At 67.1% G+C, this 17,309-nt stretch carries 16 protein-coding genes and 1 pseudogene; 5 read left to right on the top strand and 12 right to left on the bottom strand.

The annotated features are described in order from the left end of the window. Positions 1-41 precede the first annotated feature (41 nt). Positions 42-1,082, bottom strand: a complete 1,041-nt coding sequence (locus tag OY559_RS16710) for an oxidoreductase (RefSeq protein ID WP_277727373.1) — start codon at positions 1,080-1,082, stop codon at positions 42-44. A 168-nt stretch (positions 1,083-1,250) separates the two neighbouring features. Here OY559_RS16710 and OY559_RS16705 point away from each other — a divergent pair, with 168 nt between their 5' ends. Together OY559_RS16705 and OY559_RS16700 are read left to right on the top strand one after the other, a co-directional pair. Next, positions 1,251-1,604: a BON domain-containing protein gene (locus OY559_RS16705; protein ID WP_277727372.1), complete on the top strand. Its 354-nt coding sequence runs from the start codon at positions 1,251-1,253 to the stop codon at positions 1,602-1,604. A gap of 111 nt (positions 1,605-1,715) precedes the next feature. Then, entirely contained in the window at positions 1,716-2,264 is a 549-nt protein-coding gene (locus OY559_RS16700) for a lipocalin family protein (RefSeq protein WP_277727371.1), read from the top strand. 152 nt (positions 2,265-2,416) lie between these two features. Here OY559_RS16700 and OY559_RS16695 read toward each other — a convergent pair whose 3' ends face one another. From OY559_RS16695 to OY559_RS16660, 8 genes are all read right to left on the bottom strand, one after another. After that, the gene (locus OY559_RS16695) at positions 2,417-2,944 is read right to left on the bottom strand and encodes an acyloxyacyl hydrolase (RefSeq protein ID WP_277727370.1); all 528 of its coding nucleotides are present in this window, start codon (positions 2,942-2,944) and stop codon (positions 2,417-2,419) included. Between the two features lie 148 nt (positions 2,945-3,092). Further along, complete coding sequence (locus OY559_RS16690; RefSeq protein ID WP_277727369.1) at positions 3,093-4,508, bottom strand: efflux transporter outer membrane subunit; 1,416 nt, start codon at positions 4,506-4,508, stop codon at positions 3,093-3,095. After that, positions 4,502-5,251 carry an SDR family oxidoreductase gene (locus tag OY559_RS16685; protein ID WP_277727368.1) on the bottom strand — a complete coding sequence of 250 codons (750 nt, stop codon included), beginning with the start codon at positions 5,249-5,251 and terminating at the stop codon, positions 4,502-4,504. The genes OY559_RS16690 and OY559_RS16685 overlap by 7 nt, the downstream gene beginning before the upstream one ends. A gap of 27 nt (positions 5,252-5,278) precedes the next feature. Beyond that, complete coding sequence (locus tag OY559_RS16680; protein ID WP_277727366.1) at positions 5,279-8,449, bottom strand: efflux RND transporter permease subunit; 3,171 nt, start codon at positions 8,447-8,449, stop codon at positions 5,279-5,281. Positions 8,450-8,539: 90 nt separating this feature from the next. Beyond that, a complete protein-coding gene (locus tag OY559_RS16675) occupies positions 8,540-9,748 on the bottom strand; it encodes an efflux RND transporter periplasmic adaptor subunit (RefSeq protein ID WP_277727364.1) in 1,209 nt (402 codons plus the stop codon). Positions 9,749-9,873: 125 nt separating this feature from the next. After that, entirely contained in the window at positions 9,874-10,671 is a 798-nt protein-coding gene (locus OY559_RS16670; RefSeq protein WP_277727363.1) for an SDR family NAD(P)-dependent oxidoreductase, read from the bottom strand. 5 nt (positions 10,672-10,676) lie between these two features. After that, positions 10,677-11,144, bottom strand: a complete 468-nt coding sequence (locus tag OY559_RS16665; protein ID WP_277727362.1) for a hypothetical protein — start codon at positions 11,142-11,144, stop codon at positions 10,677-10,679. After that, positions 11,141-11,368, bottom strand: coding sequence for a hypothetical protein (locus tag OY559_RS16660; RefSeq protein WP_277727361.1), 228 nt, complete (start codon positions 11,366-11,368; stop codon positions 11,141-11,143). The genes OY559_RS16665 and OY559_RS16660 overlap by 4 nt, the downstream gene beginning before the upstream one ends. A gap of 131 nt (positions 11,369-11,499) precedes the next feature. Between OY559_RS16660 and OY559_RS16655 the strand changes: the two genes are divergently transcribed. Continuing rightward, positions 11,500-12,528, top strand: a complete 1,029-nt coding sequence (locus OY559_RS16655) for a LysR family transcriptional regulator (protein ID WP_277727360.1) — start codon at positions 11,500-11,502, stop codon at positions 12,526-12,528. A gap of 266 nt (positions 12,529-12,794) precedes the next feature. Continuing rightward, positions 12,795-13,322, top strand: coding sequence for a hypothetical protein (locus OY559_RS16650; RefSeq protein WP_277727358.1), 528 nt, complete (start codon positions 12,795-12,797; stop codon positions 13,320-13,322). Positions 13,323-13,557: 235 nt separating this feature from the next. Here the strand turns inward: OY559_RS16650 and OY559_RS16645 are convergent, their stop codons facing one another. Together OY559_RS16645 and OY559_RS16640 are read right to left on the bottom strand one after the other, a co-directional pair. Continuing rightward, a complete protein-coding gene (locus tag OY559_RS16645) occupies positions 13,558-13,893 on the bottom strand; it encodes an OmpA family protein (protein ID WP_277730038.1) in 336 nt (111 codons plus the stop codon). Positions 13,894-13,953: 60 nt separating this feature from the next. Further along, positions 13,954-15,981 (bottom strand): annotated as a pseudogene (locus OY559_RS16640) (sodium-translocating pyrophosphatase); the annotation flags it as partial. A 260-nt stretch (positions 15,982-16,241) separates the two neighbouring features. Between OY559_RS16640 and OY559_RS16635 the strand changes: the two are divergent. Then, on the top strand, positions 16,242-16,763 hold the full coding sequence (locus tag OY559_RS16635) for a hypothetical protein (protein ID WP_277727357.1): 522 nt from the start codon (positions 16,242-16,244) through the stop codon (positions 16,761-16,763). A gap of 54 nt (positions 16,764-16,817) precedes the next feature. On the opposite strand, the gene OY559_RS16630 is transcribed toward OY559_RS16635, so the two are convergent. Then, the gene (locus OY559_RS16630; RefSeq protein WP_192202167.1) at positions 16,818-17,309 is read right to left on the bottom strand and encodes a DUF2846 domain-containing protein; all 492 of its coding nucleotides are present in this window, start codon (positions 17,307-17,309) and stop codon (positions 16,818-16,820) included.

The raw sequence follows: 17,309 nt of genomic DNA, 5'->3' as shown, positions 1-17,309 counted from the left end.
GCCTTGCGGTCGCGACTTACGTCGCTCCTACAGGGAGGCAGTCAGTCCAGCGGGATCGCGCGCTGCGCCTCGCTACTCTGCACGCCCAGCTCGATCAGGCGCATCACGTCCAGCGCTTCCTGTGTCGTCACCGGGGGCGCGGTGCCCTGCAGGATCGCGTCACGGATGCCGGCGTAGTAGCGGCGGTAGTCGCCGGCCTCGGCCTGCGCGACTTCGGTGACCAGGCGGCCGTCGCGTTCGGCTACGATCTCGCCCGCACGTGTGTCCACACCCCAGCCCGGCGCGCCAGGCACCACGCCCGCGCGCAGCTGGTCTTCCTGCACGTCCAGCCCGTGCTTGAGATAGCTGCCGCGCGTGCCATGCACCGCGAAACGCAGGCCGTTGCCCGCCACCAGCGTGGACGCATGCAGGATGACGCGATGGTGCGGGTAGCGGAGCGTGGCGTCGACATAGTCCGGTGCGCGTGCGCCATCGCGCAGGCGGGCGATGTCGGCGCTGATCGCCTCGGGAACACCGAACAGCTGCAACGCCTGATCCAGCAGATGCGGACCCAGGTCGTACCACAGCCCGCCACCGGGTTCGTCGCGCTCGCGCCAGCGGTCCTGCACGGCGGGGCGGAAGCGGTCGAAGTGCGAGTGGAACTCGGCCACGCGCCCGAGCCGGCCTTCGTCGATCAAGCGCCGCACGGTCAGGAAATCCCCATCCCAACGACGGTTCTGGAACACGCTCGCCACGCGTCCCGCGTGCGCCGCCGCCGCCACGACCTCCCGCGCTTCCCGTAGCGTGAGGGTGAACGGTTTGTCCACCACCACATGTTTGCCCTGGCCGAGCGCCTCGATCGCCAGCGGCGCGTGCGAGTCGTTCGGCGAGGCGATGACGACCAGATCCACGGCGGGATCCGCGAAGGCCGCGCGCGTATCGGCGGTGACGAGCATGCGGGGCCAGTCGGCGTGCACCTTGCCGGCGTCGCGCGAAACCACCGTATGCAGTGCGAGCCCGGGCGTGGCCTGGATCAGGGGCGCGTGGAACACCTTGCCCACGAAACCATAGCCGACCAGTGCGACGTTGAGTGTGTCAGTCATGCGGGCGATTCCAGGAGCCAGCGGACATGGTAGGTGCAATACGCGCGTTGATCACCTGTCCACCTGCGTGAACGTCGCGCAACGCGTAACTGAACGACACGCGTTCTTTCACGTGCGTTGTACGCCGGCGCACGGACACTCGTGGCGCAACACAAGAGGAGGATGACCATGACCCATGTACGCACCCGTTCGCTGTTGACCGCCGCTCTGTCGACGGCCCTGTTGTTCTCCAGTGCCCATGTGCTGGCGGACAATCCCCCGAACGAGCCTGAGGAGAATGCGCAGAACGACTCCTCGCAGCCCGTCAACGACACCTGGATCACCACCAAGGTGAAAGCCGACCTGCTGGCCACGGAAAACGTGTCCGGGCTCGACATCAAGGTCGAGACCGTCAACGGCGTGGTGACGCTCACTGGCGCTGTCGCCAACCAGGCGCAGAAGGACAAGGCCATCGCAGTGGCCAGCCAGATCAAAGGCGTATCGAGTGTCGAAGCCAGTGGGCTGACGCTCGCCGCGAAGTAGATCGTTGCACCGAGTTGTGGCACGGAGCGGATGCACTCCAGCGTAGGGTGCATCCGCTTCTCTGTCTCTGGCGTATGCGTTGCACCCTTCTCATCCATCAAGGAGCGACCGATGAACCGCCGGTACCTGATCCCGATCGCCGTTGCCGCACTGCTGGCCTGCAGCATGTTCTCCGTGCAGGCCGCCGCGCCTGTCACCTCGGTGCCACACCTGGACATCTCGCGCTATGCCGGCCAGTGGCATGAGATCGCGCACCTGCCCATGGCATTCCAGAAGCAGTGCGTGGGCGACATCACCGCGCGCTATTCGCTGGATGCACCCGGAAAGATCGGTGTGCTCAACGCGTGCAGGACGAAGGACGGCAGCATCGACCAGGCCCAGGGCGTGGCACGCCCGGTGGAAGGTCACCCGGGTCGGCTGGAGGTCCGCTTCGCCCCCGAATGGCTGTCATGGCTACCCTGGGCATGGGCAGACTACTGGGTGATCGCGCTCGATCCGGATTACCAGTGGGCGATGGTGGGCGAGCCCGGCCGCGACTACCTGTGGATCCTGTCGCGCGAACCCTCGATGGAGCGTGCGCAGTTCGAGCAGCTGAAGGCCCGGGGCGAGGCCATGGGCTACGACCTGTCGCCGTTGATCATGGCGGCGCCGCTGAAATAGGAAGATGCATGTTGTCGTTGTAGGAGCGACGAGAGTCGCGACCGCGAAAACTGAGGCTCCAGGGAATCCGCAGCAAGCGCGGGGTACTGGCGCTACAAAGACCATCACGCCGTGCGGTCGCGACTTACGTCGCTCCTACAAAAGCCGGAACGTCAAAGCCTGTGCGTATAGCGGAACTGCAGGAAGTTCTCGCCCGGGTTCGGCTTCTCGATGCGTGCGTTGGAGAAATGCTGGAAACGCAGCGACCATTCGTGCTGGCGATCCGCGCCGAAGGTCTTGCCCACGGCGATGTGGTCGCCGAAGTTGAAGGTGGTGCCGAATTCTTTCTTCCGCGTGTTGTATTTCGGGAAGATCACGTTCACGCCGATGCCGCCTTCGACGAACCAGCCTTCGCTCCAGCCATTCGGGCGCCAGCGCAGCGCCGGCGTGAAGCCGACCTGCGTGCTGTTGTCGCTGTCGCTGTGCCAGCGACCGATTTCGGCCTGCCACTGGCCGCTGACGTGACCGTAGCGGTACTGCTTTTCCCAACGCCAGTCGCGGCTCGCGCCAACCGTGAGCGCGTGCGCGTCTTCAGCAACGCCGCCCTGCACGAACCAGGCCGTGCGCGGTTCGGCGGCGGTGGCCGTACCGGCGGCAAGCGCCATCAAGCCGGCCAGGGACCAGCGGCTCAGCAGGGGCAAGGGGGAAGGGCGACGGGCGCGTGGGGGGAAGACGGCAAGGTTCTGGTTGGACACGGACACACTCGATCGAAGGGAACAGGCCGCGCCCGTGGGCGCGGCGGTACATTTTCCAGATTGGCTCAGGGCGCGTGAAGGCTGCGCGGCGTGCTCAGGGCTGCGCCGCGAGCGCGGGGGCCACGTCCTGTTCGCCCCAACCGCCCAGCGATTTGTAGATCGCCACCACCCCGACATTCACGCCTGCCTCTGCCTGTGCCAGCGCGTCATCGGCGGCCAGCTGGGTACGCTGCGCGTCCAGCAGGGTGAGGAAATCGGACGAGCCGGCACGATACCGGACTTCGGCCAGTTCTGCTGCACGGCGCGCGGCAACGGATTGTTCCAGCCGGAATTTCAGCTGCGTCTGCTGCTTGGCATAGGACAGCAGTGCGTTTTCCGTTTCCTCCAGGGCGCCAAGCACGGTCTTTTCGTACTGCGCCGCCACGCCATCGGCCTGGGCTTCGCTGGCACGCAGGCGAGCGCGCACGCTGCCCATGTCGAACGCGGCCCAGCTGATCGAGGGCGTGACCTGCCAGGCCCGGTTGTCGCTGTTCACCAGGTTGCCCCAGCCGCCGGACAGGAAACCGATGAAACCGCGCAGGCTGACCCGCGGGAACAGGTCGGCCGTCGCCACGCCGACGCGTGCCGTGGCTGCGGCCAGGCGGCGCTCGGCCGCGCGCACGTCAGGCCGCTGGCGAAGCAGGTCGGTGGTGTCGCCGATCGGCAACGCCTTGGCGAAGGCCGGGGCCTCGCGCGGGGCGAGCACGGCGTCCAGTTCACCGGGGCGCTTGCCCACCAGCACGGCGAGCCGATGCCGCGATTGGCCTTCGCTCGCTTCCAGTGCGGGCACTTCGGCTTCCACCGCACGCACGCGCGCCAGACTGCTCTGTACTTCCAGCTGGCTGCCGGCGCCCAAGTCGAAGCGCGATTCCGTGAGGCGCTGGGTGTCGCCCAGTGTCTGCAGGATCCGACGCGCCACCTCCAGCCGCTTCTGCGTGCCGCGCAGTTCGAAGTAATTGCGTGCCACCTCCGCGGCCACGGTCACCTGCGCGGCCTGCAGGTCATTGCGCTGCGCCTGCAGGTCCGCGTGTGCGGCTTCGGTATTGCGGCGCACGCGACCGAACAGATCCAGTTCCCACGCGGCATCGAAGCCGGCGGAGTAGCTGTCGGTCTCCACGCGGCCCTGTCCTTCAACGGGCTGCTTGGTGCGCGTGCCTTCCACCGCGGCGGTGACGTGCGGGGCCAGGTCCAGGCGGCGTTCGGAGAACACCGCGCGCGCTTCGTTGACGCGCGCTATCGCGATGCGCACGTCGGGATTGGCCAGCAGCGATTCGCGCACCAATTGGTCGAGCACCGGGTCGTCGAACTGGCCCCACCATGTGGCGACCGGATGGTCGGCCACGTAGCCGGCCGACGCCGCGTGCTGCAGCGTGGCCGGTGCGGTCTGCGGCGCCACGTAGTCGGGCCCCACGGTGACGCAGCCGGCGAGCAGCGCGGCTGCCACGCCGAGCGTGAGGGTGCGGATCACCATGGCAGCACCTGGTCGAAGTAGTAGTAGCCGCCGGTCGGGCCGTCGTTGTCGATCAGGGCCAGCCGCACGCTGGTGCGCGCGCCTTCCGGCACGGACAGCTCACCGTTCTGCTGGTCGCCCGACTTGTTCATGTCGGTCTGCACGTAGCCCGGGTGGATGGTGTTGACCTTGATGCCGGTGTCCTTCAGCTCGTGCGCCAGGTGCACCGTCCACGCATTCACTGCGCTCTTGGACACGTTGTAGGCCGGGATGCCCTTGAACTCGTAGATGAAGGAGGCCGGGTTCTGGTGCTCCGAGATCGAGCCCAGCAGGCTGGACACGTTGACGATGCGGCCCGCGTCGGACTTGCGCAGCAGCGGCAGGAAGGCCTGCGTGGTTTCGATCAGGCCGAACACATTGGTGTCGAACGTGGTGCGCCAGGTTTCCAGCGACTGGCCGGACACGCCCTTGGTGCCGTCGTCGACCAGGATGCCGGCGTTGTTGACCAGAATGTCGAGCTTGCCGTGGCGTTGCTCGATCTCCTTCACTGCCGCGGCGATGCTGGCCGCGTCGGTGACGTCCAGCGCGATGGCTTCCACCGGCAGGCCTTGGGCCTGCAGGTCGAGCGTGGCTTCGACGGCCTTGTCGCGGTTGCGGCCGGCAAGGATCGTGTGCACGCCGGCTTCGGCCAGCTGGCGGACGGTTTCACGGCCAATGCCGCGGGTGGCGCCGGTGACCAGCGCGATCTTGGATGACGTGTTCATGGCTTTGCCTCGTGATGTGGGGATGGGTCAGGAATGGGCATGCGCATCGGCGTTGGCCGGCGCATGGGAAACGAGCGGACGGTTGGCCAGCTTGCGCAGGGCCACGTAGAACACCGGCGTCAGGAACAGGCCGAACAGGGTGACGCCCAGCATGCCGGCGAACACCGTGATGCCGGTGATCGAGCGGACTTCGGCGCCGGCGCCACTGGACAGCACCAGCGGCACGGTGCCGGCGATGAACGCCACCGACGTCATGATGATGGGACGCAGGCGCAGGCGACAGGATTCCAGTGCTGATTCGACGATGCCCTTGCCCTGCAGCTCCAGCTCGCGGGCGAACTCGACGATCAGGATGGCGTTCTTGCACGCCAGGCCCATCAGCACCACCAGACCCACCTGCACGAACACGTTGTTGTCGCCACCGGCCAGCCACACGCCGAACAGGGCCGACAGCAGCGTCATGGGCACGATCAGGATCACCGCCAGCGGCAGCGTCCAGCTTTCGTACAGCGCGGCCAGCACCAGGAAGGCCAGCAGCACCGCCAGCGGGAACACCACCAGCGCGGCGCCACCCTGCGTCATCTGCTGGTAGCTCAGATCGCTCCAGCCGATGCCCATGCCGGTCGGCAGCACCTGCTGCGCCAGCTCGGTGACCTTGGCCATCGCTTCGCCCGACGACAGCACGCGCGGGTCGGCATCGCCCAGCAGGTCCGCGGCGGGATAGCCGTTGAAGCGGATCACCGGGTCCGGGCCGTAGGTCTGCTTGACGCTGACCATGCTGCCGATCGGCACCATCTCGCCATTGCCGTTGCGGGTACGCAGGTTGGCGATGTCCTCGACGTTGTCGCGGAACGGACCGTCGGCCTGCGCGATCACCTGCCAGGTACGTCCGAACATGTTGAAGTCGTTGACGTAGGCCGAACCCAGATAGGTCTGCAGCGTGTCGAACAGCTCGGTCAGCGGCACGCCCTGTGCCTTCGCCTTCACCCGGTCGACCTCGGCATCCAGCTGCGGCACGTTGGCCTGGTAGCTGCTGATCGGGAAGCCCAGGCCCGGCGTCTGCGACGCCGCGCCCTGGAACGCCTGCACGGCGTTCTGCAGTTCGCCATAGCCCAGGCGTGTGCGGTCCTCGATGAACAGCGACCAGCCGGAACCATTGCCCAGGCCCTGGATGGGCGGCGGCATGAAGGCGAAGGTGAAGCCTTCCTGGATGGTGGAGAACTTCTGGTTGAGTTCGGCGGTGATCTCCTCGGCCGAGCGCGAGCGCTCACCGAAGGGGTCGAGGGTGAAGAAGATCACACCGTTGTTGGGTGTGTTGGTGAACTGCAGCGGGTTGAGGCCCGGGAACGCGATCTCGCTGGCGACGCCGTCCACTTCGTTGGCGAGGGCCGCCATCTTCTTGAGCACGGTGTCGGTACGTTCGATCGAGGCGCCTTCCGGCATCTTCACGCCGGCGATCACGTACAGCTTGTCCTGCACGGGAATGAAGCCCGCCGGCACCGCCTTGAACATCAGGCCCGCGCCGACCAGCAGCACCATGTAGACCGCGAACACCGCACCGCGCTTGCCGAGCGCGCGCGACACCGCGCCTTCATAGCGCTGCGAGCTGCGGTTGAAGAAACGGTTGAACGGACGGAACAGCCAGCCGAACAGGCGGTCGATCAGACGCGACGGGCCGTCCTTGGGCGCGTCGTGCGACTTCAGCAACTTGGCGGCCAGCGCCGGCGACAGGGTCAGCGAGTTGATGGCCGAGATGACCGTGGAGATGGCGATGGTGACGGCGAACTGCTTGTAGAACTGGCCGGTCACGCCGGTCAGGAAGGCCATCGGCACGAACACCGCGCACAGCACGAGTGCGATGGCGATGATCGGGCCGGAGACTTCCTTCATCGCCAGGTGGGCCGCTTCCAGCGGCGTGGCGCCGAGTTCGATGTGGCGCTCGACGTTCTCCACCACCACGATGGCATCATCGACCACGATGCCGATCGCCAGCACCAGGCCGAACAGGGTCAAGGTGTTGATCGAGTAGCCCAGCACGTACAGCACCGCGAACGTACCGACCACCGAGACCGGCACCGCCAGCAGCGGGATGATCGAGGCGCGCCAGGTCTGCAGGAACAGGATCACCACCAGCACCACCAGCAGGGTGGCTTCCAGCAGCGTCATGACGACGGACTTGATGGAGTCGCGGACGAAGATGGTAGTGTCGTAGATCGACTGGATCTCCACGCCCGGCGGAAGCGTCGGGCGGATCTCGTCCATCTTGGCGACCACCGCGTCGCGGATCTCCAGCGCGTTGGCGCCGGGGGCCTGGAAGATGCCGATCGCCGAGGCGTTCTTGCCGTCCAGGCGGGCGCGCAGGGTGTAGTCGCCGGCCGCCAGTTCGATGCGGGCCACGTCGGCCAGCCGGACGATCTCGCCGTCGGCGCCGCTCTTCAGCACGATGTTGCCGAATTCCTCGGTGGTCTCCAGCCGGCCCTTGGCATTGATCGGCAGCAGGAAGTCGCTGCCGTTCGGCATCGGCTCGGCACCGAGCTGGCCGGCCGAGACCTGCACGTTCTGCTCGCGCACGGCGCGCAGCACGTCGCCGGCGGTCATGCCGCGCGCGGCCACCTTGTCCGGGTCCAGCCACAGGCGCATCGCGTAGTCGCCGCCGCCGAACTGCTGCGCATCGCCGACGCCCTGGATGCGCGCCAGCTCATCCTTGACGTGCAGGCGCATGTAGTTGCGCAGGTACAGCGAATCGTACTTGCCATCCTTCGATGTCAGATGCACGACCATCAGGAACACGGGCGACTGCTTCTGGGTGGTGACGCCCTGCCGGCGCACGTCCTCGGGCAGGCGCGCCTGCGCCTGCGCCACGCGGTTCTGCACGCGCACGGCGGCTTCATCGGGATCGGTGCCCGGCTTGAAAGTCACCGTCAGCGACAGCACGCCATCGGAACCGGCGACGGACTTGACGTACATCATGTCCTCCACGCCGTTGATGGCTTCTTCCAGCGGGGTGGCGACGGTTTCGGCGATCACCTTGGGGTTGGCGCCGGGATAGACGGTACGGACGACGACCGATGGCGGTACCACTTCGGGGTATTCGCCGATCGGCAGCAACGGGATCGAGATCAGGCCGGCGGCGAAGATCACGATCGACAACACCGCGGCGAAGATCGGCCGGTCGATGAAGAATCTTGAGAAGTCCATGGGTGGATTTCCTGGAAAGAAGAAAGAGCGTCCCCGTCGCCTGCCAGGGGAGTGGCAGGCGTGGGGTCAATCAGGGCGGTGCGCGGAGCGTCAGTTCTTGGCGACGGCCTGGGTCGGCGGCGCTTCCGCCGCGCCCATCACCACGGCCTTGGCCTGCACCGGCATGCCGGGGAAGAACACCTTCTGCACGCCGCTGACGATCACGCGGTCGCCGGCCGACAGGCCCTTTTCGACGATGCGCAGGCCGTCGGCCATGCGGCCCACCTGCACGTCGCGGCGCTGGGCCTTGCCTTCCTTGTCGACCACGTAGACGTACTTGCGGTCCTGATCGGTCAGCACGGCCTTGTCGTCCACCAGCGCGGCCTTGAATTCACCGCTGCCCAGCAGGCGTACGCGGGCATACAGACCGGGGGTGAAGACGCGGTCGGCATTGTCCAGCAGCGCGCGGGCGCGGATGGTGCCGGTGCTGCGGTCGACCTGGTTGTCGAGGAAGTCGACCACGCCCGCATGCGGGAAGTCGGTTTCGTCAGCCAGCGCCACCTGCACCGGCACCTTGCCGTCGCGTTCGCTCGGGCGTTCGCCGTTGCGGGCCATCTCGGCATAGCGCAGGAAGGCGCGTTCGTCCGCATCGAAGTGCACGTGCACCTTGTCCAGCGAGACGACGGTCGTCAGCACGCTGGCGGCATCGCCGGCGCTGACCAGGTTGCCCGCGGTGACCAGCGCACGACCGGCGCGGCCGTTGATGGGTGCGCGCACCTGGGTCCATTCCAGGTTCAGACGCGCGCTTTCCAGCGCGGCCTGCGCGGCGGCGACGTTCGCCTGCGCCTGGTCGGCGTTGGCGCGGCGCTGTTCGTACTCCTCGGTGGACAGGGCCTGCAGGTCGGACAGGCGCTTGGCGCGCGAGGCCTCGCTGCGGCCGAGTTCGGCCAGGGTGCGTGCACGTGCCAGTTCGGCCTGCGCGCGTGCCAGTTCGGCGCGGTAGCTGCGCGCGTCGATGGTGAAGAGGACGTCGCCCTTCTTCACTTCCTGGCCTTCGGTGTAGTTCACGCGGTCGATGTAGCCGGACACGCGCGGACGCAGGTCGACGTGCTCGATGGCCTCGACGCGGCCACTGAATTCGTCCCACTGGCTGACCGACTTCACGGGCACGGCTGCGACGCTGACCTCCGGCGGGGGCGGCGCACCTTGCTCGGCGGCCTGTCCGCTGCAACCGGCCAGCACGGCAAGGGCGAGCGCACTGAACGCGCCCAGCGCCAACAGGCGGCGGGCGCGCGGGGAAGTGGGGAGATTCGTGTTCATGGGGAGTGGTCTCTTGGGGGAGAGGAGGAAACGGGGGCCAAGACTGCTACCTGAAGTCAGGTTGAGGTCAAGCGGCAGGTCGGGTCGATGCAGATGGGACGGGGCGATGCGGTGTGGCGTGACAGTCAGGCGGAAGCGCGGCCATTGCGTCGGGCGCCGGCGACGGCCCACAACGCATCTTCGAAGTCGCACGCCACGGTCTGCTCCGGCGGTTTCGCGTCGCGTGCGGACCAGGTGACGATGGATTGCGAAGAGCGGCCTGTGCGCGTCAGCAGCGACACTGCGCTGCGTCCCACGGCCAGCGCATCGGGCCATTCCGCGCAGGCGTTGATCGCGTTCTCCGGCGTACATACCGGCTTGTCCACGGAAAGCAGCTGCACGCGCACGCCAAGTGCATGCGCTTCTTCGTGCAGCACCTGCGCGAGCATGCGCATCGCGGCGCCGGTGACCGAGGCATGGCCATAGCCCGACCAGCCGCGCTCCGCATACGGTCCACCGATCAGCACGTAGTTCGCGGCGGTCTGGCTTTCCGCCAGCACCGGCAGCAGGTGGCGGGCGGCGGCGAGATGCGGGATCAGGTCGGCTTCCAGTTTCTCCAGCAGGAACGATGCCGGGCGATCCAGCAGGCGCCCGCTCTGCAGCGGCGTGCCCATGCTGGCGAATACGGCCCGCAGCGGGCGTCCGCGTTCGCGCACCTGTTCGGCCAGGCGCGCGGCGTCGCGGTCGTCGTGGATGCAGGGGGAATGGATCAGTTCCAGTCCGGGTTCGTCCTCGAAGTGCTCCGCCAGCGCACTCATGCGCGGGCCGTCGCGACCGACCGCCAGCACCGGGCTGCCGGCTTCCAGCAACGCACCGACCACACCGAACCCGACATTGCCGCCTGCGCCCAGCACCAGCGCGCCCGGAGTGAGCGAATCCTTCATCGCGTTCACCGATTGCCCCGCATCGAAAGGGGCGCGATGCGCGCGCTGGTACCGGCCGCTTTCACCCGCAGGCGCAGACGGCCGCCATCCGCCAGGTGGCGGGGCAGCGTGAACTCGCGGAAGCCGGTGGCCTTGCTCGCCAACGGCAGGCGCACGGCGGGCCGACCCGTCGCGGGGGAGGATGACGACGGGCCGGCCGGCCTGCGGAAGCGTTCGGCCAGCGCGCGCGCAACGGCACGGAGCCAGCGCGCGGCGGCACTCGGTAGGGAGAAGGGCATGGACGATAGTCTGGCGACCGGTGCAGTGATCGCGATATCCGGATCCTGTTGCACGATTGCCTGATCCTGCATGCCCTCGATAGCCGTGGCCACGAAGGCCCGGCAGGTGCCAAGGCGCAGGGCGGGGGCGCAGCGGCCATCGGCATCGGTGGCGATGCCGTTTGTCGGAAGGCGCCGGGCAAGTGTCCCGCTCATGGGATGAATCCTCCCACGACCGGGATAATCCCACTCAGCATGCCCAGGCGACCGATGCGCCGACCACCGCCCAGGACACCGCCGCGCTGCGAACGGGGCGCGGCGACGTGACCGGAGAGGTCCTGTAACAACAGGCTTTTGCCGCGACGGAAAGCGCGTTGTGTCGCGGCTTCCTGCGGGTCTTCGGGATGTTCCAGCGATTGGAAAAGGCGGGCGAACAGCATGGGGGCGGTACCCGGTGGAGGACGATGGACGCCACGTTACGCCTCCAATGAGGACTTGATTAGTCCTGATTTAGGGGAATAATCATCCCGTCAGCGGGCCAATGCGCCCTTCGTTCCCCTGGAGTCATACGATGAGCCACGATCTCAACGACACCCTGATCTTCGTGAAAGTGGTGGAGCAGGGCAGCTTCATCGCCGCCGCCAACCTGCTGCGCCTGCCCAAGACCACGGTCAGCCGCAAGGTGCAGGAACTGGAGACACGTCTGGGCGCGCAGTTGCTGCACCGGACCACGCGCAAGCTGGGCCTCACCGAAGCGGGCAACGTCTACTACGAACATTGCCAGCGCATCGCGCGCGAGCTGAACGAAGCGGCGAGCGCGGTCAGCCAATTGCATGCCGGTCCGCGCGGCTGGCTGCGCTTCACTGCGCCGTACTCGATCGGCATCGACAAGATCTCGCCGCTGTTGGGCGAGTTCCATGCGCAGTACCCCGAGATCCGGGTGGAGATGCTGCTGGCCAACGACACGCTCGACCTGATTTCCGGCGAGATCGACGTGGCGCTGCGCATCGGCAGCCTGCCGGATTCCAACCTCGTGGCGCGCCGGCTCAGCACCCTGCGCACCCAGGTGTATGCCAGCCCGAAGTACCTGGCGCGGTATGGCGAACCCCTGCATCCCGATGACCTGCAGCACCATCGCGTGCTTGCCATGCAGAAGAACCGGCGCGGCAACGGCTTCGCACTGACCCTGCGCGATGCCGAAGGCGAGCAGGATTACCCGATCAACCCGATCCTGGTGGCCAACGATCCCGCCGCATTGAAAGGCGCGCTGCTGTGTGGCGAGGGCATCATGGTCGGCGCCGACGTGATGGTGAAACCGTACCTGGAACAGGGGCATCTGCTGCGCGTCCTCGCCGGCTGGACGGGACCCGAGTACGAGTTCAATGCGGTGTTCCCGCGCGGCCACGTGCAGTCGCCGAAGGTGCGCGCGTTCGTCGACTTCCTCGTCGAGCGCATGAAGTTCGACGTGGACTACATGATGGAGCACTGCCCGGTGTACCTGAAGCAGCAGGCCGAGGCGCGCGCTGCCGCCGGGACGGCACCCGCGGCCGAAGCTGCGACGGCCGTGGGACGCAAGGTGCTGGCCGACGTGCTGAGTTGACGGCGGCAGGCAGGCGCCGTCGTCCAGCGCAGGCTGGGACCCAATGGCGTTTGCGGTTGCTCCTGTGGTTTTCGAATACAGGCGAAGACAGAACGGGTCCCGGCCTGCGCCGGGACGACAGCGGATGCGGCCGGGCGCCGGCTAACGATTCCCGAACGCAAGCGCGTGCAAGGCTGGCTAGGATGGAGACGCATCGCCGGAGCTGGGTTGTCGCGCCATGGATGGGCCACTGCACCGCGCCTGCCACCTGACCAGGAATCCGAACGATGAAGAAGCTGATGACAGCATCGATGGTGCTGTGGCTTGCGGCCTGCGCGCCTTCCGCGCCCGAGGCGGATACGAGGGCCACGCCTGCGGCGCCCGCGCAGGCGGCGGTAATCAAGACGGCGACGCCTCCGCCTGAGCTTGCGGACGATCCCGCGGCCGTGAACCAGGCGATCGACGAAGTGCTGGGTGACCACGCGCGCTATGAAGCCGTGATCCGCCAACTGCAGCAGGCGGTCGCAGCGAACGACGCGGTCGCCGTGGCCGCGCTGGTGGACTATCCGTTCTCCACCGTGAGGGAAGGGCAGCCGCTGAAAGTGGCCGATGCCGGCGCGTTCGTGCGCGACTACGACCGGATCATGCTGCCGGCCATCGCCGAGGCCATCACGCGGCAGAAGTACTCGCAGCTGATGGTCAACTACAAGGGCGTGATGTTCGGCAACGGCGAAGCCTGGGTGAACGGCATCTGTAAGGATGATGCGTGCAAGGATGTCGACGTGCGCGTGGTGGCGCTGCAGCCGGCGTCGTGATCCGCGGCGACTGTTGTGACCTCTGTAGGAGCGACGTCAGTCGCGACCGCACGGTTCGGATGCCATGGATCATCGCAAGCCAAGAACAGGTGGTCGGCACGATTCTCTTCTCGCACGCTCATCGATGTTCAGTGGTGTTGATGGCACACGGTCGCGACTGACGTCGCTCCTACAGTCAAAAGAAGAGAAAGGGCGGCCAGTGGCCGCCCTTCTTCATGCCGCGTAGCGCGGACGTTTACTCCACCATCACATCCACGCGCCGCGCCTCATCGGCATCACCGCTGCCGGTGGTCTGCGCCGGCTTGTCGAGCGTGATGCGCTCCATCGCCACGCCGTTGACCACCAGCCATTGCTGGATGACTTCCGCGCGCTGCTTCGCCAGTGCTTCGTTAGCGGCGGCATCGCCACTGGCATCGTGGAAGCCGGACACGCGGACGCGCTTGCCCGGATCGGCGCCCAGCGTGCCCAGCACGCCGGACAGGCGCGCGCTGGTGTCGGCCGGTACCACGGCCGAGCCGCTGTCGAACAGGATGCGTGCCTGGCGTCCATCCACTACCTCGCTGGCCGCCATCGGGGCGACGTGCGCGGCAGCCTCGGCCGAGGTCGTGCTGCCCAGCCAGCCGTTGACCGGCAGCACCGGCACCAGCAGCAGCGCGACGATGTTGATGATCTTGATCAGTGGGTTGATGGCCGGACCGGCGGTGTCCTTGTAGGGATCGCCGACGGTATCGCCGGTCACCGCGGCCTTGTGCGCCTCGCTGCCCTTGCCGCCGTGGTGGCCGTCCTCGATGTACTTCTTGGCGTTGTCCCACGCGCCGCCGCCGGTGGTCATCGAGATGGCCACGAACAGGCCGGTGACGATGGTGCCGATCAGCAGGCCGCCCAGCGCCTGCGGACCCAGCAGCAGTCCGACGATGATCGGCACGACCACCGGCAGCAGCGAGGGCACGATCATTTCCTTGATCGCGGACTTGGTCAGCATGTCCACCGCCCGGCTGTAATCCGGCTTCGCGGTGCCGGCCATGATGCCGGGGATCTCGCGGAACTGCCGGCGCACTTCTTCCACGACGCTGCCTGCAGCGCGGCCGACGGCTTCCATCGCCATCGCGCCGAACAGGTAGGGAATCAGGCCGCCGATCAACAGGCCGACGATCACCAGGTGGTTGGACAGGTCGAAGGTAAACACCGTGTCCGGATGCGCGGTCTGCAGGTTGTGGGTGTAGTCGGCGAACAGCACCAGCGCGGCCAGCGCGGCCGAACCGATGGCGTACCCCTTGGTCACCGCCTTGGTGGTATTGCCCACCGCATCCAGCGGGTCGGTGATGTTGCGGATCTCGGGCGGCAGTTCCGCCATTTCCGCGATGCCACCGGCGTTGTCGGTGATCGGACCGTAGGCATCCAGTGCCACGATCATGCCGGCCATCGACAGCATCGCCGTCGCCGCGATGGCGATGCCATACAGGCCGCCCAACGCATACGCTCCCAGGATCGCGATGCACACCGCGACCACGGGCCATGCCGTAGACCGCATCGACACGCCGAGGCCGGCGATGATGTTGGTGCCATGGCCCGTCGTCGACGCGGCGGCGACGTGCTTGACCGGCGCGTACTGCGTGCCGGTGTAGTACTCGGTGATCCACACGATCACGCCGGTCAGCACCAGGCCGACCAGCGCGCAGAAGTACAGGTTCAGCGCGCCATACGACGAATCGGCCATCAGTTGCGTGGTGATCGGGTAGAACGCGATCGCCGCCAGCACCGCCGACACGATCACGCCCTTGTACAGCGCGCCCATGATGGAGCCGCCCGCCTTTACCTTGACGAACATGGCGCCGATGATCGACGCGATGATCGACACGCCGCCGAGCACCAGCGGATAGAGCACTGCATGCTCGCCCGCCTGCGCGACCATCAGGCTGCCCAGCAGCATGGTCGCGATGATGGTGACCGCATAGGTTTCGAACAGGTCCGCCGCCATGCCGGCGCAGTCGCCGACGTTGTCGCCCACGTTGTCGGCGATCACGGCGGGGTTGCGCGGATCATCCTCCGGAATGCCCGCTTCCACCTTGCCCACCAGGTCCGCGCCGACGTCGGCGCCCTTGGTGAAGATGCCGCCGCCGAGGCGCGCGAAAATCGAGATCAGCGAGGAGCCGAACGCCAAGCCGACCAGCGCGTGCAGCGCGTCGCCTTCGCTATAGCCCAGGTGCAGGTGGAGCACGGCGAAGTAGCCGGCCACGCCCAGCAGGCCCAGGCCGACGACCAGCATGCCGGTGATGGCGCCGCCCTTGAAGGCCACGTCCATCGCTGCGCTCATGCCCTTGCTCGCGGCCTCGGCGGTGCGCACGTTGGCGCGTACCGAGACGTTCATGCCGATGTAGCCGGCGGCACCGGACAGCACCGCGCCGATCAGGAAACCGATGGCGCTGGCCCACGACACGAAGAAGCCGATCAGCACGAGCAGCACGAGGCCGGCGATGCCGATGGTGGTGTACTGGCGGTTGAGGTAGGCGCTGGCGCCTTCCTGCACGGCCGCCGCGATTTCCTGCATGCGGGCATTGCCCGCGGGCTGTTTCATGATCCAGCGCGCAGCCACCACGCCGTAGATGATCGCCACGCCGGCGCAGATCAGCGCCAGCGTCAAACCGTATTGTTCCAGCATGACCCCTCCCAAGGTTGATGGATGTCGTCCAGCGAAACGCATGAACACGCAACCCAATCCTGATGGAGCCTGTTGAACGATTGAGCGCACTCGACCGCTGCGATGGACTGCAGCACGAAACCCTTGTTCAGACATCCCTGGAGCTGGCCCGAGTATGACCGGATGCGACCCATGCCGCCAGCGGTGACGGACCGGTTCAGGCATTCCATGCCAGCCTTGCGACCCTGATCCTGTTTCCGTATCCGTTTCAAGGAGTTGCCATGCGTCAGACCGTCGCACTTCCGCTGTTTGTCGTGTGCCTGGTGATGGCGTTGCCCGCGTGGGCGGCCGATCCGGTGCCCGAGATCCAACGACCCGCAGGTGCGCCGCAGGCCGTCGGTGCGGTGCACAGCCTGCGTCAGATCCCCGAGGCCTGCGCGCGGTTGGAGGGCGCCTTCACCGGCGACGCAGCGCAGCCCTATCGCTATGCCCCGGTGCGCACAAGCCCGCAGTGCCAGCCGCGTGCACGCTTCATCGATTTCGACAAAGCGAAGCCATCGGTCGCGACTGGCTGGAAGCTCAATGACCTCATCCGCGTGCCGAATGCCGCGTGTCCGTCGCAACAGGCAGTCGTGCGCGTGTGGCGCAAGCCCGGCAGCGCCGCGCCGCCACCGCTGGACGGCCAGGGCCAGTCCCGCATCTACCTGCAGGACGCGAAGCAGCAGGCGGGCACCGCCGCACAGGCGCCGTCGCTGACGTTGTATGCGGCGAAACTCGAGGTGGAAGGCAAGGCCTGCAGATAAGGACGGCGACGGTGTCCCTGGGGGAAACCGTCGCCGCGGGGTCCGCGTCCGCGCTTACTTCTTCGCGGGCTTGAGCTCTTTCGCCATGCCGTTGAAGGCAGCCTCGTCGGAAGGCGACAGGTTCGGGCGACCGGCCATGAAGCCCATCGTGATCGAGCCGAGCACGTAGTAGGTCTCGCCTGCTTCCACTTCCAGTGTCAGCACATCCTTGGCTTCGGAGTGCACCGTGTACTGATGGGTGCCCGGCGCGACGGAGGCGACGAAGTACGTGCCGCTGCTGAGCTTGCCGAGCTCCGTTTCGCCTTCGCGGACCTTGTACTTCACGGCGGCGCCGGCGAATTTCTTCTCGCGGAAGAACACGATCTGGCCCATGCCTTCGGACGGTGCTCCGATCAGGCTGTCGCCCGCTGCCGGCGCAGGCGCGGGCGCTGCCTCGGGTGCTTCGGTGGCGGCAGGCGCAGCGGCCTCCTGCGATTGGGCGTGGCCGGCCGCCATCGGCAGCAGCAGGGCGAGGCAGAGCAGCGAACGGTTCAACGGATGACGCAT

This window comes from Pseudoxanthomonas sp. SE1 (assembly GCF_029542205.1).
Lineage (GTDB): Bacteria > Pseudomonadota > Gammaproteobacteria > Xanthomonadales > Xanthomonadaceae > Pseudoxanthomonas_A.
The sequence above is the reverse complement of the archived record's forward strand: the minus strand, read 5'-3'. Positions and strand labels throughout refer to the sequence as shown.

Coding starts and splice junctions, on each gene's coding strand:
- OY559_RS16690 (WP_277727369.1), bottom strand. CDS start 4,508: ATGGTGATCCGCACCCTCACGCTCGGCGTGGCAGCCGCGCTGCTCGCC.
- OY559_RS16635 (WP_277727357.1), top strand. CDS start 16,242: ATGCGTCAGACCGTCGCACTTCCGCTGTTTGTCGTGTGCCTGGTGATG.
- OY559_RS16705 (WP_277727372.1), top strand. CDS start 1,251: ATGACCCATGTACGCACCCGTTCGCTGTTGACCGCCGCTCTGTCGACG.
- OY559_RS16670 (WP_277727363.1), bottom strand. CDS start 10,671: ATGAAGGATTCGCTCACTCCGGGCGCGCTGGTGCTGGGCGCAGGCGGC.
- OY559_RS16710 (WP_277727373.1), bottom strand. CDS start 1,082: ATGACTGACACACTCAACGTCGCACTGGTCGGCTATGGTTTCGTGGGC.
- OY559_RS16665 (WP_277727362.1), bottom strand. CDS start 11,144: ATGAGCGGGACACTTGCCCGGCGCCTTCCGACAAACGGCATCGCCACC.
- OY559_RS16680 (WP_277727366.1), bottom strand. CDS start 8,449: ATGGACTTCTCAAGATTCTTCATCGACCGGCCGATCTTCGCCGCGGTG.
- OY559_RS16675 (WP_277727364.1), bottom strand. CDS start 9,748: ATGAACACGAATCTCCCCACTTCCCCGCGCGCCCGCCGCCTGTTGGCG.
- OY559_RS16655 (WP_277727360.1), top strand. CDS start 11,500: ATGAGCCACGATCTCAACGACACCCTGATCTTCGTGAAAGTGGTGGAG.
- OY559_RS16630 (WP_192202167.1), bottom strand. CDS start 17,309: ATGCGTCATCCGTTGAACCGTTCGCTGCTCTGCCTCGCCCTGCTGCTG.
- OY559_RS16685 (WP_277727368.1), bottom strand. CDS start 5,251: ATGAACACGTCATCCAAGATCGCGCTGGTCACCGGCGCCACCCGCGGC.
- OY559_RS16700 (WP_277727371.1), top strand. CDS start 1,716: ATGAACCGCCGGTACCTGATCCCGATCGCCGTTGCCGCACTGCTGGCC.
- OY559_RS16645 (WP_277730038.1), bottom strand. CDS start 13,893: ATGGCGGCCAGCGAGGTAGTGGATGGACGCCAGGCACGCATCCTGTTC.
- OY559_RS16650 (WP_277727358.1), top strand. CDS start 12,795: ATGAAGAAGCTGATGACAGCATCGATGGTGCTGTGGCTTGCGGCCTGC.
- OY559_RS16660 (WP_277727361.1), bottom strand. CDS start 11,368: ATGCTGTTCGCCCGCCTTTTCCAATCGCTGGAACATCCCGAAGACCCG.